A 23,727-nucleotide genomic window follows, 5' to 3' on the forward strand; every position below is an offset into this window, starting at 1 on the left:
GGGGGCACAGGTCCCTCTTCGGTGTCCGGCAACTTCTTCGGCCTGCTTCTTCGGCCTACTTCCTCCGCCTACTTCTTCGGCGGTACGGCCGGAATCCCGAGGAACGGCAGCCGCAGCGCGCCGAAGGCCTCGGCCGGGACCGCCGGACGGAGCGGCTCGACCGGCCGGAGGCGCTCGTACGGCTCGCCCTGCCGCGGCCGCGGGTCCGCCTCGCCGTTGTTGGGCCAGTACGACATCGCGCGCTCGGCCTGCGCCGTGATGGTCAGGGACGGGTTCACGCCCAGGTTCGCGGAGACCGCGGCGCCGTCCACGACCGAGATGCCCGGGTGGCCGTAGAGCCGGTGGTACGGGTCGATGACCCCGGTCTCGCGCGAGTCGCCGATGGGGCAGCCGCCGAGGAAGTGGGCGGTGAGCGGGGTGCCCATCAGCTCGCCGACATTGCTGCCGGCGAAGCCGTTGATCTCCTCGGCGAGCACGGTGGCCGCCTCCGAAGCGGCCTTGATCTGCTTGGGGTTGGGGGCGCCGTGGCCCTGCCGGGCGGTGAGCAGGCCCTTGCCGACGCCGTCCGGTTTCAGGTATGTCGTCAGGGAGTTGTCCAGCGACTGCATGACCAGGCCGATGATGGTCCGCTCCGACCAGCGCCGGTTGGAGAGCGAGCGCAGCACCAGGAGGGGGTGGCGGGCCGCGTTCGCCAGCCAGCCGAGGACGCGGGAGGAGCCCTCCGCGTACGGGACCTGGAGGATCGACAGGCCGCCCATCGCGTTGGAGCCCTTGCCGTAGCGGACCGGCTCGATGTGGGTGTTCTCGTCCGGGTGGACGGAGGACGTGATCGCGACGCCCCGGGTGAAGTCGGCCTTGGGCGTGCCGTGTGCCTTGCGGTAGCGGCGGTTGTCGGTCTGGGCGCCGACCAGGGCCTCGGAGTTGGTACGGGTGAGGTCGCCCAGACGGTCGGAGAGGTACGGCAGCTGGCCGCCGGCCTTCATGCGGTGCAGAAGGGTCTGGGTGCCGTAGGTGCCGGCGGCGATGACGACCCGGCGGGCCTTGAAGACACGGCCCTCGGCCTTCTTCCGGTCGTCCGTGGGCAGGGTCGCGACGGCGTAGCCGCCCTGTGAGTCGTCGGTGACGGAGACGACCGTCGTCATCGGGTGCACCACCGCGCCCGCCTGCTCGGCGAGGTGGAGGTAGTTCTCGTTGAGGGTGTTCTTCGCGCCGTGCCGGCAGCCGGTCATGCACTCGCCGCACTCGGTGCAGGCGTTGCGGGCGGGGCCCGCGCCGCCGAAGTAGGGGTCGGCGACCTGGTCGCCGGGGGCCGCCTTCGCCTCGCCGTCGGAGTCCTTGCCGTCGCCGAAGAAGACGCCGACCGGGGCGAGGTGGAAGGTGTCGCCGACGCCCATGCGTTGCGCCGCCGCCTTCAGGTGCACGTCGGACGGGGTCATCGTCGGGTTGAGCCGTACGCCGAGCATGCGCTGCGCCTGGTCGTAGTACGGCTTCAGCTCGTCCTGCCAGTCCGTGATGTCACGCCACTGGGGGTCGTCGAAGAAGGGCTTCGGCGGGACGTAGAGGGTGTTGGCGTAGTTGAGCGAGCCGCCGCCGACGCCCGCGCCGGCCAGCACCATGACGTTGCCGAGGAGGTGGATGCGCTGGATGCCGTAGCAGCCGAGCTTGGGGGCCCAGAGGTAGTTCTTGATGTCCCAGGAGTTCTTGGGGAGGGCTTCTCGGGTGAAGCGGCGGCCGGCTTCCAGGACGCCTACGGTGTAGCCCTTTTCTGTCAGGCGCAGGGCGGTTACCGATCCGCCGAATCCTGATCCGACGACTATGACGTCGTAGTCGTAGGTGTCCTGGGGCACGGGTGCTCCTCGTTGAGTTTCGCGTGCGGGCCGTCTGTGGTTGATCGCGCAGTTCCCCGCGCCCCCAAAAAAAGATGGGTCGGCTATCGCAGCCTCAGTGCCTTCATCACCCGGAGACTGGTGCTCATGAAGGCGGCGTACTTCTCGTCGTCCATGCCCAGTGAGGGGGCCATGGGAAGAAGCCTCTGCTGCGCCACGGTCTGCGCCTCGGTGTACTTGAGGATGCCCTCCGAGCCGTGACGGCGGCCCAGGCCCGAGTCCTTCATGCCGCCCATCGGGGACTGGACGCTGCCGTAGGCGGGGGCGTAGCCCTCGTTGACGTTGACCGTGCCGGTGCGCAGGCGGGCGGCGACGGCGCGGCCGCGGCTGCCGTTCTTCGTCCAGACCGAGGAATTGAGGCCGTACGGCGTGCCGTTGGCGTGCTCGACGGCCTCGTCCTCCGTCTTGAAGCGGTAGATCGAGACGACCGGGCCGAAGGTCTCCTCCGTGCAGACGGCCATCGCGTCCTCGACGCCGTCGAGGATGGTCGGCTCGTAGAAGTAGGGGCCGATGTCCGGGCGGGCGGTGCCGCCGGCGACGACGGTCGCGCCCTTCTCCACGGCCTCGTCGACATGCCGGGTGACGGTCTCCAGCTGCCGTTCCCCGACCAGGGACCCCATGTCGGCGCCGTAGGCGAGGGACCTGCCGAGGCGCATGGCCTTGGTGCGGGCGGCGAACCGCTCGACGAAGGCGTCGGCTATCGACTCGTGGACGTACAGCCGCTCGATGGAGATGCAGAGCTGGCCGGCGGAGGAGAAGCAGGCGCGGACCGCGCCCGCGGCGGCCTTCTCTATGTCGGCGTCGTCGAGGACCAGCATGGCGTTCTTGCCGCCGAGTTCGAGGGAGACGCCGACCAGGCGGGCCGCCGCGCCCTGCGCGACCTCGCGCCCCGTGCGGGTGGAGCCGGTGAAGGAGACGTAGTCGGCGTGCCGGACGACCTCGGGGCCGACGACCGGGCCCTCGCCGAGGACGACCTGGAAGACGTCGGCGGGCAGCCCCGCCTCGATGAGGAGATCGCGGGCCCACAGGGCGGTCAGGCAGGTCTCGGTGTCCGGCTTCATGACGACCGCGTTGCCCGCGGCGAAGGCGGGGAGCGCGTCGCCGACGGAGAGTTCGAGGGGGTAGTTCCAGGGGGCGATCTGGCCGACCACGCCCCGCGGGTGACGCAGTTCGGTCACGCGCGTGAGGGTGGGCATGGCGCCCGCGTGCCGCTTGGGGCGGAGGTAGGCCGGGGCCTTGCGGCCGTAGTGCCGGGCGGCGACCGCGACGGCCTGTACCTCTTCGTGGGCGTGCAGGCGGGCCTTGCCGGTCTCCAGCTGGATGAGGTCGAGGACCTCGGCCTGGCGGGCCAGGATCAGGTCGTGGAAGCGGAGCAGGACGGCGGCGCGCTGCCGTACCGGCACCTTCGCCCACACGGCCTGCGCGGCGCGGGCCGCGTCGAAGGCCTTGGCCACGTCCTCGGGGCTGGACTCGGGCAGGTCGGCCAGCTTCTCGCCGGTGAAGGGCGTGTGGTTGGCCGTGCGTCCGGAGCCGACGACGCCCTTGGTGAGCTGGGCGACCAGCTCGGGCGTGACCACGTCGGCCGCGGTTCGAGCCCCTGCGGGGGCGGGGGCGAGCGGGTTCGTGCCGGTGGGGGCCGGTGCGTGGGCCGGGGCCTGCGAGTCCGTCATGAGCCGCAGGGTATTCGGGAGCGGGGCCTTTGGGTACCCGTGGGTAACTCGGTTTCACGGACCGCACACACACCGCCAGTGATCACTGGCAGAGAATGTGCTGATCAGGGGGTTGGACGGGGACGATCAGCGCCGGTCAGCCACGTTCCGGTTTTTTGGCGAGGAGCAGGCCGAGGGCGGCGAGCGGGGTGAGGCGGCGTGGTTCCGGGGCCGTCGGGGGCGAGACGGGGGCGGCGGTGGGGGCGGCCGAGGCGGGGGCGGCCGGGACGGGGACGGCCGGGGCGGGGGCCGGAGGCGCGGTCACCCACTCCGGCAGGCTCACACCGGCGGCCTCGGCCAGCACCTCGGCGACATCGGCGGCCGCCGGCCGGGCCTCCGGTTCGGGGGCGCGCAGCCGCTGGAGCAGCGGTCCGAGGGGCCCCTCGCCCTCGGTGCTCTCCATGGCTGTACGGAGCAGGGCGCCCAGGGACCACAGGTCGGAGGCGGGCCCGGCGCCGCGCCCCGCACCGCACTCCGGAGCCACGAAGTCACCGCCGCACGGCTCCTGCTGTGCGGCGCCGATGCCGAAGTCGGTGACGACGACGCGCTCGCCGCCGGCTTCGAGGAGGACGTTGGAGGGCTTGAGGTCACGGTGGACGATGCCGACGCAGTGGGCGGCGTGCAGGGCACCGAGGACGGCGAGCCCGATACGGGCGGCCTCGGCGGGCGGCAGCGGGCCGCGGGCGGCGAGGGCGGCGTGCAGCGACTCCCCCGTCACCAGCTCCATGACGATCCAGGGGCGTTCGCCGTCCAGGAGTACGTCGTGGATGGCGACGGCGGCCGGATGGTCGACGCGGGCGGCGGCGCGGGCCTCGTGCAGCAGCCGGTGCGCGGCCCGTTGCCGCTCCTCGTCCGCCGGCTCACCGGTCAGGCGCAGCTCCTTGACGGCGACATGCCGCCCGTCCCGGGCGTCCTGCTCGTCACGGGCGCGCCACACCGTACTGGTGGGCCCGGAGCCGATGCGCTCGGCGAGCCGATAGCGCCCGCCGATCAGACGTCCCTCGACCGGCTGTTCGCCGTCTTCGCTCATGTCACATGAGTACCTTGCGCACCATGCCCTTGTCGAAGCGGCGCGGTCAGAGGTCCGCCGGCCGCAGGCCCCATCCTGTGGAAGCGCCCACGACTGTCCCACGGCTGCCCCACGGCCGTCCCATGTCGGTGCGTGTCAGGCCGAGTTGGCCGTGAACGTGTCCACCGCGACGTCGAAGTACTCCCGCGCCTCCCGCACCTTCCCGACCGGCGCCGACACCCACACGTCGTACAGCTGTCCGCCCTCCTCCCAGCAGAGGTCGTAGGTGTGCCGCGGTCCCTCCGTCGCGCTGAAGCCCTTCCAGGTGAACTCCCAGAACGCGGCGGGGTGTCCGGAGTGAGTGGTGTCGGTGACCCGGCCGTCGTGGTACCCGGGGTTCGTGCTCGGTCCCTCGGCCGCCGCCCGCCGCATCACCCCTCCGGGTCCGCCGGTCTGCGGCTCGGAGACCTTGATGCCGAGCCGGAAGGTCTGCCCCGGCGACATGTAGAAGACGCGCTCGCCCTGCGGGTCGCGGGTGAAGCCCTCCGGTACGGCGAGGGCGAAGCCGGCCGGGTCCTGCGCGAGGCGGTAGCCGGAGGGCGCGGTGCTGGAGTGGGCGGTGGGGGGCGGCAGGGCGGTCGACGAGGGGGTGAGGGTGGTGGAGGAGGAGGGCAGGGCGGTCGAGGGGAGCCCGGTGGGCGAGGCGGTCGCCGGGTGCGATGCGGAGACGGCCGTCGTACCCCCGGGACCCGGGGTGGTGCCGCCCCCGCCGCCGTTGAACAGCAGCGTGGCCGCCGACACCCCCGCCCCGGCCATCGCTGCGACCAGCAGCGCGGCGACCAGCACCCCGCGCGTGGAGGTGGGCCGGGGCGGCACGGCCGGTTCCGGGGCCGGCGGCCACGGAACGTCCCGCTGGGTCGGCGTGTACGACGCGGCACCCGCACCCTGCGCCGTGTCGGCGCCCGTCACCGCCCCCGTCTCCAGGAACCCGCGCAGCATCCGCTCGGCCTCCGCCGCGCCCAGCCGCCGCTCGGGATCCCGCTCCAGCAGCCCCCGTACGACCGGCAGCAGCGGCTCGGCCTGGGACGGTGGCCGGATCTCGTCGGAGACCACGGCGTGCAGGATCCCGCCGAGCGAGTCGCGCCGGAACGGCGACTCGCCGCTGAGCGCCGCGCACAGCAGCGCGCCCAGCGACCACAGGTCGGCCGCCGGGCCGGACCGCGAGCCGGACATCCGCTCGGGCGCGGTGTACTCGGGCGAGCCGACGAAGGAACCGGTCTCGGTGAGCGTGGTGGCCCCCGCGACCTGGGCGATGCCGAAGTCGGTGAGCACGACACGCCCGGTGGCCGCCTCGACGAGCACGTTCGCCGGTTTGATGTCCCGGTGCAGCACCCCCGCCCCGTGCGCCGCCCGGACCGCGCTCAGCAGGGCGATCCCGATCCGCGCGGCCTCACCGACGTCCACCGGCCCGATTCGTGAGATCCGGTCGGCGAGCGAACCGCCGTCGATCAACTCCATGACGATGTAAGGCCGTCCGCCGTCCTCGACCACGTCGTGCACGACGATGATGTGCGGGTGGTGCAACTGGGCGACGGCCTGCGCCTCACGCAGGGTGCGTTCGCGGCGCAGCCGGGCGTCGTCGTCCGAGCGGGAGTCGTCGACGGTGAGCTCCTTGACGGCGACCTGCCGTCCCAGTAACTGGTCGGTCGCGCGCCATACGACACCCATCCCGCCCCGCCCGAGCCGCGTTTCCAGGCGATAACGCCCCGCGATCAGACGGACGGCGTCCCCGTCGGTCCCCATGGCCCCATGATGCCGCACCGGACGCGAACCTTCCGGACGGTGACAAGCCAAGACACCTGACCGGAACACCGCTTCCGGAACACTCCTCCCGGAACACCGCTTTCCGGAACACCGCTTTCCGGGCCGTGGAGCCGCGTCACCCGGACGAGCCCGGCTCCGCCCAGCTCTGCAGCACCCACTTGAACTGCTTCTCGGTCGTCGCCCAGTCCTTCGCCGGCGACGACATGTAGATCGCGTACTCGGCGCCCGCCCGTGAGTAGTACGTCTCCTCGACCGCACGCCGGGGCCCGGCCACGTTCGCCCCGTCCTTCTTCAACGCGGTCCAGGTGTACTCCCACAGCGACCCGTCCCGGTCCCGGTACAGGTTCTGCTCCAGGGTCACGCGACGGTAGTCGACCAGCCGCTGCAACTGCTGTTCCAGATCCAGCTGGTGCGCGTTCGCGTTGGCGAAGTCGGGCGAGCCGTCGATGGCGATGCGCACGAAGTGCTTGCCGCCGTCGGGCGTGTAGTCGACCTGCTTGAGCTCGCTGTCGACGTCGCCGCCGGTGCCGTAGACCTTGCGCTTCCAGCCCTTGGGCAGGGAGAGGCTGAAGCCGAACGGGTCGTGCACGGTCTGCCAGTCGGTGGGGACCGCGCCGTCCGGGGCCGTGGTCGCGCCGCCCGTGGAGGACGAACCGGAGGTGGCCGGCGAGGCCACGCTGCCGCTGCCGTCCTGCTGCCCGAAGTCCCACTTCTGCAGGGCCACGGCCGTGCCACCGCCGAGCAGCGCGGCCAGCGCGACGACGAGCGCGAGCGTCCGCAGCCGGCGCCGCTTGGGCTGCACGGAAACGGGTGCGGACGACGGGCCGACGACCGTCGGCCCGCGCAGGGAACCGCCGAAAGGCCGCTGCCCCTCATAAGAACCGCCGGAAGAACCGCCGACGGAACCGCTGTACGAACTCCCGTACGAGTTGCTGCCGTTGGAGTTGCTGCCGTACGAATTGCCGGCGTACGAGTTGCCGGCGTAGGGGTCGCTGCCGTGCGAGCCCCCGTACGGAGTTGCCGCCCCCTCCCGGAAGGTCTCGTACGAGCCGCCGGAGTCCAGTCGCGTCCCGCCGCCGCCGCTGATCTGCGACTGCGTCGGTACGTACGCCTGCGCCGTGCTCGGGCGCCGCCCCTCCGCCGCCTCCGCGAGCATCTGCTCGACCTCTTCGGGGCCCGGCCGCTGCGCAGGCTCCTTGCGCAGCAGGGCCGTGATGACCGGCTCCAGCGGGCCCGCGGCGCGCGGCTCGGTGGCCTCGTCCTCGACGACCGCCTGCATGGTGGTCAGCGGCGAGGTGCGGCGGAACGGCGAGCGCCCCTCCACCGCCGTGTACAGCGTCGCGCCCAGCGCCCACAGGTCGGAGGACGGCCCCGGATCGTGCCCGCGCACGCGCTCCGGAGCGAGGTAGTCGACGGATCCGACGACTTCCCCGGTACGGGTGATCGTCGTGTCGCCCTCGATCTGCGCGATGCCGAAGTCGGTGAGGAGGACCCGGCCGTCCCGGCCGAGCAGTACGTTGCCCGGCTTGACGTCCCGGTGCAGCACCCCGGCGCTGTGCGCGGCGCGCAGCGCGCGCAGCACCCACAGCCCGATCCGCGCCGCCTCCCGCGGCTCGACGCGCCCGCGCTCCTTGACCTCGTCGGCCAGCGACTGGCCCTCGACCAGCTCCATGACGATCCACGGGCGGCCGTCGTGTTCGAGTACGTCATGGACGGTGACGACGGCGGAGTGGTTGATACGCGCCGCGGCCCGGGCCTCGGCCCGGGTGCGGGCCAGCAGGACGGACTGGTCGCTCTCGGAGACGTAGAGCGCGGCCGTCAACTCCTTGATGGCGACCGCCCGGTGCAGCACTTCGTCATGGGCGCGCCACACCCGGCCCATGCCGCCGCTGCCGATGATGTCGGCCAGCCGGTAGCGGCCCGCGATGAGCAGGCCCTGCATCTGATTCACGTTGCCCCGCAATGCTCTTGTCAGGGTCAGACTAAGGACCACCCCGCGGTCAGGGAACCAGTGGGGTCCCACGGAGACAGCACTGTGACGGTTCTCGCTTTCCTTACGGAAAGTGAGCCAAATCCCCTCATCGGAAAGGGAACCAACCGCACCGGGAACGCGTCGGACGCCGCTCAGCCCGTGTACTTGTACGTCGACGACGCCTGCTCGTACAGCGTGGTGACCTCGTCCCGCTGGGACTCCGGGCCGCGCACCTGCACGATGTGGTACCTCCCGTTGATCAGGAAGACCATGTTGCGCACGAACAGGTCGCCCTCCTGGCTGTCCGTCCAGGTGAACTGCCCCTCCGCCGACACCTGCTGGCCCACCGTGATGGTCCGCAGCCCGCCCGCCGTGGCCCAGCTGGAGTCCCGGTACGGCTGCAGCTCCGGTTCCTTGTCCCGCTGGTACGTCATCGGGTCGCTGCCGTAGCTCGCCGCGCTGTCCCGTCCGGCCACGACGATCAGCTCGAACTTCCCGTGCGAGTAGATCACCTGGCCGCTGCCGTTCCTCGGGGTGCGGCTCCAGCCTTTGGCGACGGCGATCCGGAAGCCGTTCGGGTCGTCGCGCAGGGTGAACCCGTCGGCGGCGTCGGCGCCACCGGTCGAACCGGCGGTGGTCTGGGTCTCGGTGGACGGGGTCGAGGTGGGCGTCGGCGTCGGTGTCGGCGTGGGCGTCGCACTCCGGCCCGGTGCGGGACTCGCCTCGCCGGCCGCGCCCGTCCGGTCGCCGGCCGCCGCGCCGTCGTCCGCGCTGCCCTTCTTCGGCAGGAACAGCATGGCGTACGCGACCGCCGCGGCCAGCAGAAGCAGGACCAGCAGAAGCAGCGTGCGGCCCAGTCTGCGCGGGGACCCGGCCTCCTGCCGGGCTCGCTTGTGCCGGCCGTGCGTCGCCGGGAGCCCGGCCCGGCGCCTGCGGACCAGCTCACCGCGGCGCCGGATGATCGGCAGCCGCTTGGGGTCGGCGGGCGGGGCGGCGACGACATGCGTACCGGCGTCCGGCTCGGGCGCGGACCGCACCAGCGAGCGCAGCCAGCCGCGCAGCTCCTCGAAGTCCAGCCGCTCGATGGGGTCCTGACGCAGCAACGACTCCACGACCGGCCGGAGCGACCCGCACTCCTCCGCGAAGGCGGGCGGCTCCGAGCACACCAGCTGCACCAGCTCGGCCGTCGACTCCTCCGGATACGGCGCGTGCCCCTGCACCGCCCGGAACAGCAGCGCGCCCAGCGCCCACAGGTCGGTGGCCGGGCCGATGGGCGCCGCCAGCTGCCAGTTCTCGTGCACGGGAACGGCCTGCTCCGGCGCCCAGCGCTCGGTCACCGGCCCCACCACGGTCATCCGCACCTGCCGCGCCCGTTCGGCGGCCAGCGCGGTGGCGGGCCCCCGCCGCCCGGCTACGACGGCGGCGGGCTCGCCCCAGCGGGCGGCTGGTCCGGTGCCCTGCGCGGGCACGACGACGTGCGGCTGTCCTTGAACGCCCCGGAGTTCGGCGCCGGCCCGGGGGGCGGTCGCGCCGGTACCGGTCAGGGGCGTGCCGGGCATGCCCGCGCCGGGTCCGGTGGCCGGGAGCGCGGTGCGTTCCTGGCCGGGGGCCGCCACCGGGGGCGTGCCGGGGCGGGGTGCGGCGCCGTGCCAGGGCGACGGCGCGCCGCCCACCCCGTACGGGTCGGCTATCTGACCGGGCGACACCCCACCGGCGGACCGCTGCTCCCCGCCCGGGGCCTGCGCCTGCCCGTTCGCGTACGGCGGTTGCGCCACGCCGTTGGCATACGGCTGCTGGGCCGCCCCGTTGGCGTGCCCCGGGCCCCCGGGGCCGTACGACGGCTGCGGTGTGGGCGCCGCGGTCTCGCCCTCGGCCGGCGGCCGGGCACCGGGCAGCGCGGCCCGCCCGTTCTGCTGGGCCTCCTGGACCCGGGCGGCGGCCCTGGCTCCCGCCCGGTACGCGGCGATCGCCCCGGCCCTGGCGGCCCGGATGTCCGCACCGGTCTCCAGCGCCCGCCGCTCCACAGCACCCGGACCGGCACCGCCCGGAGCAGAACCGGCCGGACCGGCACCGCCCGGTCCCTCGTCCGGACCGGCCCCCGGCAACCCGCCGGCGACCCGCGCCTGAATCGCCGCACGCCGAGCGGCCTCGGGATCGGCCTCCGGCGCGCCGGGCGCCCGCTGCGCGCCGCCCGTACCACCGGCCGCACCACCGACGCTCCCGATGCCCCCGACGGCGAGAGCACCCGAGCCGGCCGAACCGCCCGAAACGCCTGAACCGGGCGAGCCGGTCGGGGTGCCAGGCGGGTTGCCGGGCGGGTTACCGGCCCGGTTGCCGGGCGTGGCGGAACCTTCCGCCTCCCCGACCCGCCGACCACCGGCGGCCGCCACGCCGCTCCCGCCGCCCTCGACGCCCTCGCCCTCCTGCGCCGGCACCGGGTCGTACCCGCACAGCGCCTCCTCCGCCGCCCCGACCGCGAGGCCGGTCAGCATCACCCGGCCGTCGTCGCAGACGAGGACCGTGCGGGCGGTGATGTTGCGGTGCACCCAGCCGTGGGCGTGCAGGACCCGGAGCGCCATCAGCACGTCGGAGGCGACCTCGGCGGCCCGGTACGGGCTCAGCGGCTGCTCGGCGAGGACCGCCGCCAGCGACCGCGCGGCGACCGACTCGCTGACGATCCACAGCGAACCGCCCTCGGCGAACACGTCGAAGACCTGGTCGAGCCGGGGATGGTCGGGGATCCGGGCGGCGGCCTGCGCGGCCTCCACGGCGCGCCGCACCACCGGGTCGCTGGGCCGGCGTGTCGCGGTCCGTGCCGTCGGCGGCCGGCGGGCGCCACGGTCACGCGCCGTGAACCCCTCCGGCAACCCCTCGGCGTCCAGCACCTCCGCCTCGACGACCTCCGGCAACGGCACCTGCCGGACGAACACCTCCTGCCCGCTGTAGGTGTCGAAGGCCCGCGTCTCGGTGTGTTCGTACTCGTCGGAGGGGGGCAGCGGCAGGCGGTAGCGGTCGGCGAGTACCCGACCCGCGTAGTCGTCCACGTTGCCTCCCCCGGCCGCCCGGTTGGTCAAATCCGTTCGTTTCGCGGCCCGTTCTGTATGCATACCTGGATGCGTACGGTCCGCAACCACTCACGATACGTGCCGGAGGCAATTCGCATTGTGGGGATGCGAATTTGTCACTTGGGGTCGAAGGACGCCGTCAGCGTCTTCCAGGTGTCCTTGCGCAGCTCACTGCTCCAGTCGTCGGCCTTCGCGGTGTACATCAGCGCGTACCCCTGCGTGGAGCTGACGACGAACCCCCGGTCGATGGTCCGGTACTCGGTGCCGCCGTCCACGTAGGTGAACTCCCAGTCGGCCGTGTTCCAGCCGCGGTAGCTCACCTCTGCTATGCGGATCTTCTGGTACTGGGAGCGCACCATGTAGCGCTCCTGGTTCTTCCAGTCCGCCACCGGGTCGTCCTTGGGCGTGCTCGTCCAGGCGATCAGCAGCTTCCGCCCGTCGGGCCCGGTGAACCGGTCCCCGGCGGAACTGCTGGTCTGGAACTTCCAGCCCTTGGGCAGCCCGATCGAGTACCCCTGGCCGCCCTTGTACTTCGACACCACCGGCGCGCTGCCACTGCCACTGCCGCTGCCACTGGAGTTCGACGCCGACGCGTCGTCGCCGGACTCGTCCGAGCCGTCGCTCCCGGAGGTCTGGGCCGCCGACGCGTCCCCGTCCGCCACCGTGCCGCCGCTCGTGTCCTCCTTGGTGGAGGAACCGGAACCGGACTTCGAACCGGAACCGGAACCGGCGCTCGCGCTCGCCCCGGAGGTCGCCACCGCCTTGGAACCGCCGCTCTTGCCGCTCCCCTTGCTGTCCCCCTCGCCACCGTTCAGCACGATGGCGAGCACGGTACCGAGCACCGCGAGCACCACCACCACGGCGATGATCACCAGGGTGCGCTTCGGCACCACATCGGTGAGCGGGGCCTTGGGCACGGGCCGGGGCGCCAGGTCCAGATCCGGCGGCGGCATCACGGGCCACCCCGAACCGGCCTTGCCCGCCGCGGGCTTGGTCCCCGCCGGGGCGGTGGCGGCGCCGGACCCTCCGGCAGCGGCCGGACGCGCGCCTCCGACCGGCCCCGAGGCCGAACCGGTGACGACCGGAGCCGGGGCGGCGCCGGCCTCGGCGCCCGCGCCGGTGCTCTTCGTCCGGGTCGCGGCCGCGGCACCCGCCGCCCCCGCGGCCTTCCGCACCGACCGCAGCGCCCCGCGCAGCTTCTCCCCGGCCTCCTCGCCCCGCTTGGCCCCGGCGCCCTTCTCCTCCTGCGGCGCATCGGGCTGCGGAGGCAGCGGTACGACCCGGGTGGCGTCCGCGGGCGCCTCCTCGGGCGCGTTGATGACCGCGTTGAGCATCGCCCGCGCACCCGCGTCGTCCAGCCGCTTGGCCGGGTCCTTGTTGAGCAGCCCGTAGATGACGTCCTTCAGCGGTCCCGCGTTCTTGGGCTCCTCCAGCTGCTCGGTCATCACGGCCGTCAGCGTGGCGATCGCCGACCCCTTGTCGTACGGCGGTGCGCCCTCGACCGCCGCGTACAGCAGGCCGCCCAGCGACCACAGGTCGGCCGCCGGGCCGGGCTTGTGACCGCGGGCCCGCTCCGGGGAGATGTAGGAGGGGGCGCCGACGAGCATGCCGGTGGAGGTGATGGACGGGTCGCCCTCGACCTGGGCGATACCGAAGTCGGTGAGTACGACGCGGCCGTCGCCCTCGGAGATCAGCACGTTGGACGGCTTCACGTCCCGGTGCAGGATGCCCTCGCGGTGCGCCGACCGCAGCACGTCCAGGACCGCCAGCCCGACCTCTGCCGCCCGCTTCGGGTCCAGCAGGCCGTCCTCCCGGATGACCTCGGCCAGCGACTTGCCCTCGACCAGCTCCATCACGATCCAGGGCCGGTCGTCCTCGTCGACCACGTCGAAGACCGTCACCGCGCTGTTGTTGCGGATCCGGGCGATCGCCTTGGCCTCGCGCAGGGTGCGCGTGATCAGGCGCCGCTTCTCCTCCTCGTCGATGTTCGACGGGAACCGCAGCTCCTTGACGGCCACCGTCCGGCCGAGGGTCTCGTCCTCGGCCCGCCACACCGTGCCCATGCCGCCGCGGCCGAGCACTCCTCCCAGCCGGTACCGCCCGGCGAGAAGACGCTCGCTGTTGCCCTGACGAGTCTCCTGACGAGAAGTCCCCGCCCGCTCCGCCTCCGACATGCGTCCCCTCATGACAACCCGCCCTGACAGAGCCTTCATTGTCCCTCACCCGACAAGTGCCCAACGCCCAGGGGCCCCCTGACCGCACATCGGGGCCGGCCGACCGGAACCCCCGGTGACGAGGGCGTCACACGGGTAGGAATGATGGGCCGCCAGAAGGGAGGAACCCGGATGCCGTCGCTTCGGACACTGATGGCCATACCGGTCTCTCTTGCCCTGCTGTTCGCCCCGCTGACGGCCGTCTCGGCATCCTCGGCGGAGGCCACGGACCCGCTCCTGTCACAGTTCGTCACCAAAGGCGGAGCCCCCGCCGCCGCTCTCCTGGACCGCGACGGCGACGACGTCCGCTATGCGGCCGCCGGCCGGGGCATCGCCCGTGCCGACCGCTTCCGCGCCGGCAGCATCACGAAGACCTTCATCGCCACCGTCGTCCTGCAACTGGCCGCGGAACACCGGCTCTCCCTGTCCGACCCCGTGGAGCGGTACCTGCCGGGGCTGCTGCGCGGACGCGGCGTCGACGGGCGCGGGATCACCCTGCGGGCCCTGCTCAGCCACACCGCCGGGCTCGCCGACTTCACCACGGTCACCCGGGGTGCCGTCCCCCTGACCCCGCTTCAGGCCGTACGCGTCTCGCTCTCCCTCCCTTCGACCCGGCCGGGTCACTACGCGTACTCCAGCACCGACTACGTCGTACTCGGCATGGTCATCCGTCAGGCCACCGGCCACTCGTACGCCACCGAGGTCCGGCGCCGCATCATCACCCCCCTCCGTCTGACGGGCACGTCCCTCCCGGGCGCCCGCACCACGCTGCCCTCCCCGCACGGCCGCGCCTACGCGGCCGACGGCTCCGACGTCACCGAGCTCGACCCGCGCGTGGCCGGCGCGGCGGGTGAGCTGGTGACCACGCTCGACGACCTGGACCGTTTCTACGCGGCGCTGCTGGACGGCGAGCTGCTGCCCCCGCGCCGACTGCGCGAGATGCTCGACACCCGTGCCGCACAGGGCGCGTACGGCCTGGGGATCTTTCCTGTGAAGCTGCCGTGCGGGACCACGGTGTGGGGGCACAACGGCCGGATCGCGGGCAGCTATGTGCGCAGCGCTGCCTCGATCGGCGGCCGGCATGTCCTCACGTTCCGGGTGAACACGACGGCGATCGCGGACCCGGACCTCGAACCCGCACTGCTCGCGGCCGAGTTCTGCCCTCGCACCGGGTAGAACGGCCGGGGGCCGAAGGGAGATCCCGACACCGGGTCGCTCGATCGGGTGCGGTCCGAGGGTCGAGTGGCGCGGATGGCCCGGCGCCGCCGGAAACCGCCGTCGTGGCTCAGCGCCATTGCGGCGGAGAAGGATCTCCGGCGGCCGACCGGCAAGCAGGACCGGGGACCACGTGCTGCGGCGCAGCGGCACCCGCACTCGCACCCGACCACCCGACACCCGACACCCGACACCCGACAGGCTGCACCCGGCAGGCCGCACCCCGCCATGGCCCTGTGGCCATGGCCCCCGCCCGGCCGGGATCTACCGCGGCACGATGTCCGGCGCTCCCAGTCTTGCCGCGTCCGCCGTCAGGTCGTCCGGCTGGAGTTGGGACTCGCGTTCCGCCTCCACGCGCTTCTCGTAGTGCTCGACCTCCCGCTCGATCTGGTCCTTGTCCCAGCCGAGGACCGGTGCCATCAGCTCGGCGGCCTCGCGGGCGCTGCGGGTGCCGCGGTCGAAGGTCTCGATGGAGATGCGGGTGCGGCGGGTCAGGACGTCGTCGAGGTGGCGGGCGCCCTCGTGGGAGGCGGCGTACACGACCTCGGCGCGCAGGTAGTCGTCGGCGGCCGAGAGCGGCTCGCCCAGACCCGGGTCGGCGGCGATGAGTTCGAGCACCTCGTCGGCCATCGAGCCGTACCGGTTGAGCAGGTGCTCGACGCGCACCACGTGCAGGCCGGTGCGGGCGGCGATCCGGGCCCGGGCGTTCCACATCGCCCGGTAGCCCTCCGCGCCGAGCAGCGGGATGTCCTCGGTGACGCACTCCGCGACCCGCATGTCGAGCCCGTGCACCGCCTCGTCGACGGCGTCCTTGGCCATCACCCGGTACGTCGTGTACTTGCCGCCCGCGACGACCACGAGCCCCGGCACCGGATGCGCGACCGTGTGCTCGCGCGAGAGCTTGCTGGTGGCGTCGGACTCGCCGGCCAGCAGCGGACGCAGACCGGCGTAGACGCCCTGGACGTCGTCGCGCGACAGCGGCACCGCGAGCACCGAGTTGACGTGGTTGAGGAGGTAGTCGATGTCGGCGCTGGAGGCGGCCGGGTGGGCCTTGTCCAGGTCCCAGTCGGTGTCGGTGGTGCCGACGATCCAGTGCCGGCCCCAGGGAATGACGAACAGGACCGACTTCTCGGTGCGCAGGATCAGGCCGGTGGTGGAGTGGATGCGGTCCCTGGGGACGACCAGGTGGATGCCCTTGGAGGCGCGGACGTGGAACTGGCCGCGCTCGCCGACCATCGCCTGCGTGTCGTCGGTCCACACCCCGGTCGCGTTGACGACCTGCTGGGCGCGGATCTCGTACTCCCCGCCGCCCTCCACGTCCTGCACCCGGGCCCCGACGACCCGCTCGCCCTCGCGCAGGAACCCGGTCACCCGCGCGCGGTTGGCCGCCTTCGCGCCGTAGGACACCGCCGTGCGCACCAGGGTCGCCGTGTAGCGGGCGTCGTCCATCTGGGCGTCGTAGTACTGGATGGCGCCGACCAGGGCGTCCTTGCGCAGCGCGGGCGCGACCCGCAGGGCGTGACGGCGGCTCAGGTGGCGGTGGGCGGGCAGGCCCCGGCCGTGGCCGCGGGCCATCGACATCGCGTCGTAGAGCGCGACGCCCGAGCCGGCGTACAGGCGCTCCCAGCCCTGGTGCTGGAGCGGGTAGAGGAAGGGCACCGGCTTGACCAGGTGCGGGGCGAGGCGCTCCAGGAGCAGGCCGCGCTCCTTGAGGGCCTCGCGGACCAGGGCGAAGTCGAGCATCTCCAGATAGCGCAGGCCGCCGTGGATCAGCTTGCTGGACCTGCTGGAGGTGCCGGACGCCCAGTCGCGGGCCTCCACGATGCCGGTGTTCAGGCCCCGGGTGGCCGCGTCCAGCGCGGTGCCCGCGCCGACCACTCCGCCGCCCACCACCAGCACGTCCAACTCGCGCTCGGCCATGGCCGCCAGGGACTCCGCACGCTGCTCCGGCCCCAGTGTCGCTGTCCTCACCGCTGCCTCCCGCTCTGCCGCCATCGGTCATCGCTCGCCACGGCCGTCGCTCGCCGTGGGTCACCGGTCGTCGTCGGTCACGTCGGCCGCGCCCGGCGGGCATGGCCCCTGCCCAAATTCTGACCGGCTTGCCCGACTTCAGCCACCACTCACCCCCAGCCTGTGGACAACGGTCACCGAACCCACGGAAGACACATGAACACAATCCCGCATAACGGTCATATTTACTCCTAGTCTGACCGTGCGCCTCGCTCATCCTGTCCACAGGGCTTGCGCACCTGTCCCGCTTCGGTTACTGGGAAGGACGGCCCACGCCATGCCCGCAGACCTCGCCGTCATCGGACTCGGTCCCTACGGCCTGCCCCTGGCCCAGGCCGCCGTGGCCGCAGGCATCTCCACGATCGGCTACGCCACCGGCCCCGAGGCGGGCTCGCTCAGCCCCGCCGAGCTGCGCCGGATGCTCGCGAAGGGCTTCCGGGTGGTGGAGGACCCGGCCCAGCTGGGGCGGGTGCGGACCGCGGTGATCTGCGCGCCGACCCCGCGCGGCGCCGACGGCGGGCTCGACCTGAGCCAGGTTGAGGCCGCCGCGCGCACCCTGGCCGCGCGGCTGCGTCCGCACACGACGGTGATCCTGGAGTCCCCGGTCCATCCGGGGACGACGGAGGACTTCCTGCGGCCCCTGCTGGAGAAGGGCTCGGGCCTGCGCGCGGGCCGCGACTTCCACCTCGCCTATTCGCCCAGTCGGGTGGATCCCGGCAACCGCGACTTCACGCCGGCCAACACCCCGAAGGTCATCGGCGGCCTCACGCCCGCGTGCACGGAGTCGGCCGCCACGTTCTACGGCCGGCTCACCGACAAGGTGGTACGCGCGCGTGGCCCCCGCGAAGCCGAGACCGTGCAGCTCCTGGAGACCAACTTCCGGCACGTCAACATCGCCCTCGTCAACGAGATGGCCGTCCTCTGCCACGACCTGGGCGTCGACCTGTGGGACGTCATCCGCTGCGCGGAGACCAAGCCGTTCGGCTTCCAGGCCTTCCGCCCCGGCCCCGGCATCGGCGGGCACGGCGTCGCCCAGGACCTGTCCGGCCACGCGAGCCGCGGCCTGCGCATGGTGGAACTGGCCCAGCAGGTCAACAGCCGGATGCCGGGGTACGTCGTGCAGCGCGCCGCCGCCCTCCTCAACGAGCACGGCAAGTCGGCGCGCGGCGCGCGCGTGCTGCTGCTCGGGGTCACCTACAAGGCCGACCTCGCCGACCAGCAGAACAGCCCCGCCCAGGAGCTCGCGATCCGCCTCATGGAGCTCGGTGCCTCGGTCAGCTACCACGACCCGCACGTCTCGTCCTGGAGCGTCCTGGACCGCCCGGTCCCGCGCGCGGACTCCCTCTACGAGGCGGCCGCCGACGCCGACCTGACGATCCTGGTCCAGCAGCACCGTACGTACGACCTTCAGGGCCTGTCGGTGAAGGCACAGTTGCTGCTGGACACGCGCGGGGCGACCCCGACGGGGGCGGCACACCGGCTCTGAGCGGGGCCGGCCTCCGGCCCTCGTGGCCCCCCGGGGCCGGTCGCCCGCCGCGGGTGACCGGCCCTCCTGCTGCCGTACGGGCTACCGCTTGTGCTGCGAGTCCGCGACCGTCACCTCGACGCGCTGGAACTCCTTCAGCTCGCTGTAGCCGGTCGTGGCCATGGCGCGGCGCAGGGCGCCGAAGAGGTTCATCGAGCCGTCCGGAGTGTGGGACGGGCCGGTGAGGATCTCCTCGATGGTGCCGACCGTGCCGAGGTCGACCTTCTTGCCCCGCGGGAGCTCCTCGTTGACGGCCTCCATGCCCCAGTGGTTGCCCTTGCCCGGCGCGTCGGTCGCGCGGGCCAGCGGGGAGCCCATCATCACCGAGTCGGCGCCGCAGGCGATCGCCTTGGGGAGGTCGCCGGACCAGCCGACACCGCCGTCGGCGATCACGTGGACGTAGCGGCCGCCGGACTCGTCCATGTAGTCGCGGCGGGCGGCGGCCACGTCCGCGACCGCGGTGGCCATGGGGACCTGGATGCCGAGCACGTTGCGCGTGGTGTGGGCGGCGCCGCCGCCGAAGCCGACGAGCACGCCCGCCGCGCCCGTGCGCATCAGGTGCAGGGCCGCCGTGTAGGTGGCGCAGCCGCCGACGATCACCGGGACGTCGAGCTCGTAGATGAACTGCTTCAGGTTCAGCGGCTCGTGCGAGGACGAGACGTGCTCCGCGGAGACCGTCGTACCGCGGATGACGAAGATGTCCACGCCCGCGTCCACGACCGCCTTGGAGAACTGCGCGGTGCGCTGCGGGGAGAGCGCGGCCGCCGTGACCACGCCGGAGTCGCGCACCTCCTTGATGCGTGCGCCGATCAGTTCCTCCTTGATGGGGGCGGAGTAGATCTCCTGGAGGCGGCGGGTGGCGGTGTCGGCGTCCAGCTCGACGATCTCGTCGAGGAGGGGCTGCGGGTCCTCGTACCGGGTCCAGAGGCCTTCCAGGTTGAGGACCCCCAGGCCGCCGAGCTCGCCGATCCGGATCGCGGTGGCCGGGGAGACGACCGAGTCCATGGGGGCGGCCAGGAACGGCAGCTCGAAGCGGTAGGCGTCGATCTGCCAGGCGATCGAGACCTCCTTCGGGTCCCGCGTACGGCGGCTGGGGACGACGGCGATGTCGTCGAAGGCGTACGCCCGGCGGCCGCGCTTGCCGCGCCCGATCTCGATCTCAGTCACGTCTGTGGCCTTTCCCTCTGCGTTTCAGCGTCTTCCAGTATCGCCGACGGGTACGGCAAGGGCGGCCCCGGTGCACCCGGGACCGCCCTGGAAAGGCCGTGGTGACTACTTGCGGCTGTAGTTCGGCGCCTCGACCGTCATCTGGATGTCGTGCGGGTGGCTCTCCTTGAGGCCCGCGGAGGTGATCCGGACGAACCGGCCCTTGGACTCCATCTCGTCGATGGTGGCCGCGCCCACGTAGCCCATGGTCTGGCGCAGACCGCCGACCAGCTGGTGCAGCACGTTGGCCAGCGGGCCGCGGTAGGGCACCTGGCCCTCGACGCCCTCGGGGACGAGCTTGTCGTCGGAGGAGACCTCGGCCTGGAAGTAGCGGTCCTTGGAGTACGACCGGCCCTGGCCGCGCGACTGCATGGCGCCGAGCGAGCCCATGCCGCGGTAGGACTTGAACTGCTTGCCGTTGATGAAGAGCAGTTCGCCGGGCGACTCCTCGCAGCCCGCGAGCAGGCTGCCGAGCATCACGGTGTCGGCACCGGCCGCGAGGGCCTTGCCGATGTCGCCGGAGTACTGCAGGCCGCCGTCGCCGATGAGCGGGATGTCGGCCGGGCGGGCGGCGAGGGAGGCCTCGTAGATGGCGGTGACCTGCGGGACGCCGATGCCGGCGACCACGCGGGTGGTGCAGATCGAGCCGGGGCCCACGCCGACCTTGATGCCGTCGACGCCGGCGTCGATCAGCGCCTGTGCGCCGTCGCGGGTGGCGACGTTGCCGCCGACCACGTCGACGTTCACGCTCGACTTGATCTTCGCCATCCAGCTGAGGGCGTTGCTGTTGTGGCCGTGCGAGGTGTCGACGACCAGGAAGTCCACGCCGGCCTCGGCGAGCGCCTGGGCCCGCTCCAGGGCCTCGGGGCTGGCGCCCACGGCGGCACCGACGAGCAGGCGGCCCTCGGAGTCCTTGGCGGCGTTCGGGTACTTCTCGGCCTTGACGAAGTCCTTGACCGTGATCAGGCCCTTGAGGACGCCCTCGTCGTCGACCAGCGGAAGCTTCTCGATCTTGTGCCTGCGCAGCAGCTCCATGGCCTCGACGCCGGAGGTGCCGACCTTGCCGGTGATCAGCGGCATCGGGGTCATGACCTCGCGCACCTGGCGGGTCCGGTCGGACTCGAAGGCCATGTCGCGGTTGGTGACGATGCCGAGCAGCTTGCCGGCCTGGTCGGTGACGGGCACACCGCTGATGCGGAACTTGGCGCACAGCGCGTCGGCCTCGGCGAGCGTCGCCTCCGGGTGCACCGTGATCGGGTCGGTGACCATGCCGGACTCGGACCGCTTGACCAGGTCGACCTGGTTGACCTGGTCCTCGACGGAGAGGTTGCGGTGCAGCACACCGACACCGCCGAGCCGGGCCATCGCGATGGCCATGCGGGACTCGGTCACCTTGTCCATCGCCGCGGAGAGCAGCGGGATGTTGACCCGGACGTTGCGGGAGATGCGGGACGAGGTGTCGACCGCGTTGGGGAGCACTTCGGATGCACCCGGCAGCAGCAGCACGTCGTCGTAGGTCAGCCCGAGTGTCGCGAATTTGTCGGGCACTCCGTCGACGTTGGCAGTCATGACACCTTCCCCAAATGGCCTTGAACGGTGCGGATGCCCATGCTAACGGGAAGCACGGGTCTCAAATTCCACGGTACGACTCAGCTCCGGGCTTCGTATGTTCGTACGGAAACGGGCGTGCGCCTGTTCATCGGGGGCGCAGGCGTGAGGCCGTGACAGGGGCGGGCGTCGGTTCGGCACCACCGGAAAACGCCGCCGTGGCTGAGCGCCGTGGCTGCGGAGAAGAAGCTGCCGCAGGCCGGCGGGCCGGGGCGGAAGAGGGCTCCGCCTACTGCTCCGCCAGCGCCCGCAACCGGCTCAGCGCCCGGTGCTGGGCCACTCGCACCGCGCCCGGTGACATTCCCAACATCTGGCCGGTCTCCTCGGCCGTGAGACCCACGGCGATCCGGAGCAGCAGCAGCTCGCGCTGGTTCTCCGGGAGGTTGGCCAGGAGTTTCTTGGCCCATTCGGCGTCGCTGCTGAGCAGTGCGCGCTCCTCGGGGCCGAGGGAGTCGTCGGGTCGTTCCGGCATCTCGTCCGAGGGGACGGCCGTGGACCCGGGGTGACGCATGGCGGCGCGCTGCAGGTCGGCGACCTTGTGGGAGGCGATCGCGAAGACGAAGGCCTCGAAGGGGCGGCCGGTGTCGCGATAGCGGGGCAGGGCCAGCAGGACCGCCACGCAGACTTCCTGGGCGAGGTCCTCGACGAAGTGCCGGGCATCGCCCGGAAGGCGGGACAGGCGGGTGCGGCAGTAGCGCAGCGCGAGGGGGTGGACATGGGCGAGCAGGTCGTGCGTGGCCTGCTCGTCCCCGTCTACGGCGCGATGGACGAGAGCGCCGATCGTCCCTACGGCAGTGACCGCCTCGTCGTCGCGCATCGGTCCATGGTGCCCTGCTGCCGTCGGCGGCGTGGCATCGCGTCCGTCGTTGTGCACCGAAGCGTTATGAGCAGGTGCGCCGGAACTCATCTCCTGCGCCCTCCCCTTCCGCTCGAACAACTCGTCCCCGAGAGACTCCACACCTCAAGGATGCGGCATCCGCGCCGAAACGAGCAGCGGGCCTCCGGCACCCGGCCTTGCGGACCCCGCCCACCGTGGGGTAGGCGGGGGCGTCCGGTCGGTCCGCTTCCCCGCTGCGGCGCAGCTCACCGCCGTACTAACGAACCAGTCCCCAGCGGAAGCCGAGGGCAACCGCGTGGGCGCGGTCCGAGGCTCCGAGCTTCTTGAACAGGCGCCGGGCGTGCGTCTTCACGGTGTCCTCGGAGAGGAACAGCTCGCGGCCGATCTCGGCGTTGGAGCGGCCGTGGCTCATGCCCTCCAGGACCTGGATCTCGCGCGCGGTGAGCGTGGGCGCGGCGCCCATCTCGGCCGAGCGCAGTCGGCGCGGGGCCAGGCGCCAGGTCGGGTCGGCGAGGGCCTGGGTCACGGTGGCCCGCAGTTCGGCGCGCGAGGCGTCCTTGTGCAGGTAACCGCGGGCGCCGGCGGCGACGGCCAGAGCCACGCCGTCCAGGTCCTCGGCGACCGTGAGCATGATGATGCGCGCGCCGGGGTCGGCGGACAGCAGCCGGCGCACGGTCTCGACGCCGCCCAGTCCGGGCATGCGCACATCCATCAGGATCAGGTCGGATCGGTCGGCACCCCAGCGGCGGAGGACTTCCTCGCCGTTGGCCGCCGTCGTCACGCGCTCGACGCCGGGCACGGTCGCCACCGCGCGGCGGAGCGCCTCTCGGGCAAGCGGGGAGTCGTCGCAGACGAGGACGGATGTCATGACCGCCCTCCGCAGCTGATGCGCGTCACCTTGAGCCTCCAGGCTGGTACGGAATCGTCACCTGTGCGGTCGAACGTCTCGGACGCCTGCCCGAGCGCTTGTTGCTTCAACCGCCACCGCACTCTCAACGACGGTCACTCGAAAGAGTTACGGGGCTGCATGCCGTCTTCGGCACTCTACGTGAGGGGGCGGACACGGTGCAGACATGGACGTCAGACCCTCAACTTTTCATCACAACCAATGCCCCATTTAGCCCTTTTTCTTCCTGTTTCACAGTGTCTGGGGCTAGATTGCCAATGAGTCATATTTTCATCTCTCTAGACCGGAGATGTACGGTCGTTGGCACCGTATCCGCCCAGAACGGCTACAAGGGGTCACGTAATGGCAGATTTCTCCCGCCTTCCCGGACCGAACGCGGACCTGTGGGACTGGCAGCTCCTGGCTGCCTGCCGTGGGGTCGACAGCTCGCTCTTCTTCCATCCCGAGGGCGAGCGCGGGGCGGCTCGGAGTGCCCGTGAGAACTCGGCCAAGGAAGTCTGCATGAGGTGCCCGGTCCGCGCGGAGTGCGCGGCGCACGCGCTGGCGGTCCGCGAGCCGTACGGCGTGTGGGGCGGCCTGACCGAGGACGAGCGCGAAGAGCTCATGGGGCGGGCGCGCAACAGGCTGGTGTCGGCATCGACAACCAGCGGCGACTCCGCCTCCGACACGTGAAAGAACGTTTCTGCAATCTGTTGACAATCCATTGGCGATCTGCTGCCGCTCGGGCACACGCGCGTGCC

At 72.3% G+C, this 23,727-nt stretch carries 15 protein-coding genes; 3 read left to right on the plus strand and 12 right to left on the minus strand.

What is annotated here, in order from left to right; all coding sequences use genetic code 11:
• Positions 1-68: 68 nt before the first annotated feature.
• The 7 genes from KVT45_RS43470 to KVT45_RS43500 all read right to left on the minus strand — a co-directional run bounded on the left by KVT45_RS43470 (position 69) and on the right by KVT45_RS43500 (position 13,639).
• Positions 69-1,847, minus strand: coding sequence for a GMC oxidoreductase (locus KVT45_RS43470; RefSeq protein ID WP_217555057.1), 1,779 nt, complete (start codon positions 1,845-1,847; stop codon positions 69-71).
• 83 nt (positions 1,848-1,930) lie between these two features.
• Positions 1,931-3,556: a succinic semialdehyde dehydrogenase gene (locus KVT45_RS43475; protein WP_217555059.1), complete on the minus strand. Its 1,626-nt coding sequence runs from the start codon at positions 3,554-3,556 to the stop codon at positions 1,931-1,933.
• A 136-nt stretch (positions 3,557-3,692) separates the two neighbouring features.
• Complete coding sequence (locus KVT45_RS43480; protein ID WP_217555061.1) at positions 3,693-4,625, minus strand: serine/threonine-protein kinase; 933 nt, start codon at positions 4,623-4,625, stop codon at positions 3,693-3,695.
• A gap of 135 nt (positions 4,626-4,760) precedes the next feature.
• Entirely contained in the window at positions 4,761-6,407 is a 1,647-nt protein-coding gene (locus KVT45_RS43485; protein ID WP_217555063.1) for a serine/threonine-protein kinase, read from the minus strand.
• Positions 6,408-6,543: 136 nt separating this feature from the next.
• Entirely contained in the window at positions 6,544-8,370 is a 1,827-nt protein-coding gene (locus tag KVT45_RS43490) for a serine/threonine-protein kinase (RefSeq protein WP_217555064.1), read from the minus strand.
• 182 nt (positions 8,371-8,552) lie between these two features.
• Positions 8,553-11,444, minus strand: a complete 2,892-nt coding sequence (locus tag KVT45_RS43495) for a protein kinase (protein ID WP_217555065.1) — start codon at positions 11,442-11,444, stop codon at positions 8,553-8,555.
• A gap of 137 nt (positions 11,445-11,581) precedes the next feature.
• A complete protein-coding gene (locus KVT45_RS43500; RefSeq protein WP_217555075.1) occupies positions 11,582-13,639 on the minus strand; it encodes a serine/threonine-protein kinase in 2,058 nt (685 codons plus the stop codon).
• Positions 13,640-13,810: 171 nt separating this feature from the next.
• On the opposite strand from KVT45_RS43500, the gene KVT45_RS43505 reads away from it, so the two are divergent.
• The gene (locus KVT45_RS43505) at positions 13,811-14,854 is read left to right on the plus strand and encodes a serine hydrolase (RefSeq protein ID WP_217555066.1); all 1,044 of its coding nucleotides are present in this window, start codon (positions 13,811-13,813) and stop codon (positions 14,852-14,854) included.
• 303 nt (positions 14,855-15,157) lie between these two features.
• On the opposite strand, the gene KVT45_RS43510 is transcribed toward KVT45_RS43505, so the two are convergent.
• On the minus strand, positions 15,158-16,864 hold the full coding sequence (locus KVT45_RS43510; protein ID WP_089099374.1) for a glycerol-3-phosphate dehydrogenase/oxidase: 1,707 nt from the start codon (positions 16,862-16,864) through the stop codon (positions 15,158-15,160).
• Between the two features lie 316 nt (positions 16,865-17,180).
• Between KVT45_RS43510 and KVT45_RS43515 the strand changes: the two genes are divergently transcribed.
• Positions 17,181-18,389 (plus strand): nucleotide sugar dehydrogenase, encoded by a 1,209-nt coding sequence (locus KVT45_RS43515; protein WP_217555067.1) that lies wholly within the window; start codon positions 17,181-17,183, stop codon positions 18,387-18,389.
• 81 nt (positions 18,390-18,470) lie between these two features.
• Here KVT45_RS43515 and KVT45_RS43520 read toward each other — a convergent pair whose 3' ends face one another.
• From KVT45_RS43520 to KVT45_RS43535, 4 genes are all read right to left on the minus strand, one after another.
• Positions 18,471-19,595 carry a GuaB3 family IMP dehydrogenase-related protein gene (locus KVT45_RS43520; RefSeq protein ID WP_217555068.1) on the minus strand — a complete coding sequence of 375 codons (1,125 nt, stop codon included), beginning with the start codon at positions 19,593-19,595 and terminating at the stop codon, positions 18,471-18,473.
• A gap of 105 nt (positions 19,596-19,700) precedes the next feature.
• Positions 19,701-21,203 (minus strand): IMP dehydrogenase, encoded by a 1,503-nt coding sequence (gene guaB, locus KVT45_RS43525; RefSeq protein WP_217555069.1) that lies wholly within the window; start codon positions 21,201-21,203, stop codon positions 19,701-19,703.
• A 268-nt stretch (positions 21,204-21,471) separates the two neighbouring features.
• A complete protein-coding gene (locus KVT45_RS43530; protein ID WP_089099378.1) occupies positions 21,472-22,059 on the minus strand; it encodes a sigma-70 family RNA polymerase sigma factor in 588 nt (195 codons plus the stop codon).
• A 277-nt stretch (positions 22,060-22,336) separates the two neighbouring features.
• Positions 22,337-22,948: a response regulator transcription factor gene (locus KVT45_RS43535; RefSeq protein ID WP_003948568.1), complete on the minus strand. Its 612-nt coding sequence runs from the start codon at positions 22,946-22,948 to the stop codon at positions 22,337-22,339.
• Positions 22,949-23,329: 381 nt separating this feature from the next.
• On the opposite strand from KVT45_RS43535, the gene KVT45_RS43540 reads away from it, so the two are divergent.
• Positions 23,330-23,659 (plus strand): WhiB family transcriptional regulator, encoded by a 330-nt coding sequence (locus KVT45_RS43540; RefSeq protein ID WP_046733109.1) that lies wholly within the window; start codon positions 23,330-23,332, stop codon positions 23,657-23,659.
• Positions 23,660-23,727 lie beyond the last annotated feature (68 nt).

This window comes from Streptomyces sp. GbtcB6, from assembly GCF_019091475.1.
In the GTDB taxonomy this organism is placed as follows: domain Bacteria; phylum Actinomycetota; class Actinomycetes; order Streptomycetales; family Streptomycetaceae; genus Streptomyces; species Streptomyces hyaluromycini.

Excerpts from the sequence above, each read along its gene's own strand:
- KVT45_RS43475 (WP_217555059.1), bottom strand. The coding sequence starts at position 3,556 with ATGACGGACTCGCAGGCCCCGGCCCACGCACCGGCCCCCACCGGCACG.
- KVT45_RS43480 (WP_217555061.1), bottom strand. The coding sequence starts at position 4,625 with ATGAGCGAAGACGGCGAACAGCCGGTCGAGGGACGTCTGATCGGCGGG.
- KVT45_RS43485 (WP_217555063.1), bottom strand. The coding sequence starts at position 6,407 with ATGGGGACCGACGGGGACGCCGTCCGTCTGATCGCGGGGCGTTATCGC.
- KVT45_RS43490 (WP_217555064.1), bottom strand. The coding sequence starts at position 8,370 with ATGCAGGGCCTGCTCATCGCGGGCCGCTACCGGCTGGCCGACATCATC.
- KVT45_RS43500 (WP_217555075.1), bottom strand. The coding sequence starts at position 13,639 with ATGTCGGAGGCGGAGCGGGCGGGGACTTCTCGTCAGGAGACTCGTCAG.
- KVT45_RS43505 (WP_217555066.1), top strand. The coding sequence starts at position 13,811 with ATGCCGTCGCTTCGGACACTGATGGCCATACCGGTCTCTCTTGCCCTG.
- KVT45_RS43515 (WP_217555067.1), top strand. The coding sequence starts at position 17,181 with ATGCCCGCAGACCTCGCCGTCATCGGACTCGGTCCCTACGGCCTGCCC.
- guaB (WP_217555069.1), bottom strand. The coding sequence starts at position 21,203 with ATGACTGCCAACGTCGACGGAGTGCCCGACAAATTCGCGACACTCGGG.
- KVT45_RS43530 (WP_089099378.1), bottom strand. The coding sequence starts at position 22,059 with ATGCGCGACGACGAGGCGGTCACTGCCGTAGGGACGATCGGCGCTCTC.
- KVT45_RS43535 (WP_003948568.1), bottom strand. The coding sequence starts at position 22,948 with ATGACATCCGTCCTCGTCTGCGACGACTCCCCGCTTGCCCGAGAGGCG.
- KVT45_RS43540 (WP_046733109.1), top strand. The coding sequence starts at position 23,330 with ATGGCAGATTTCTCCCGCCTTCCCGGACCGAACGCGGACCTGTGGGAC.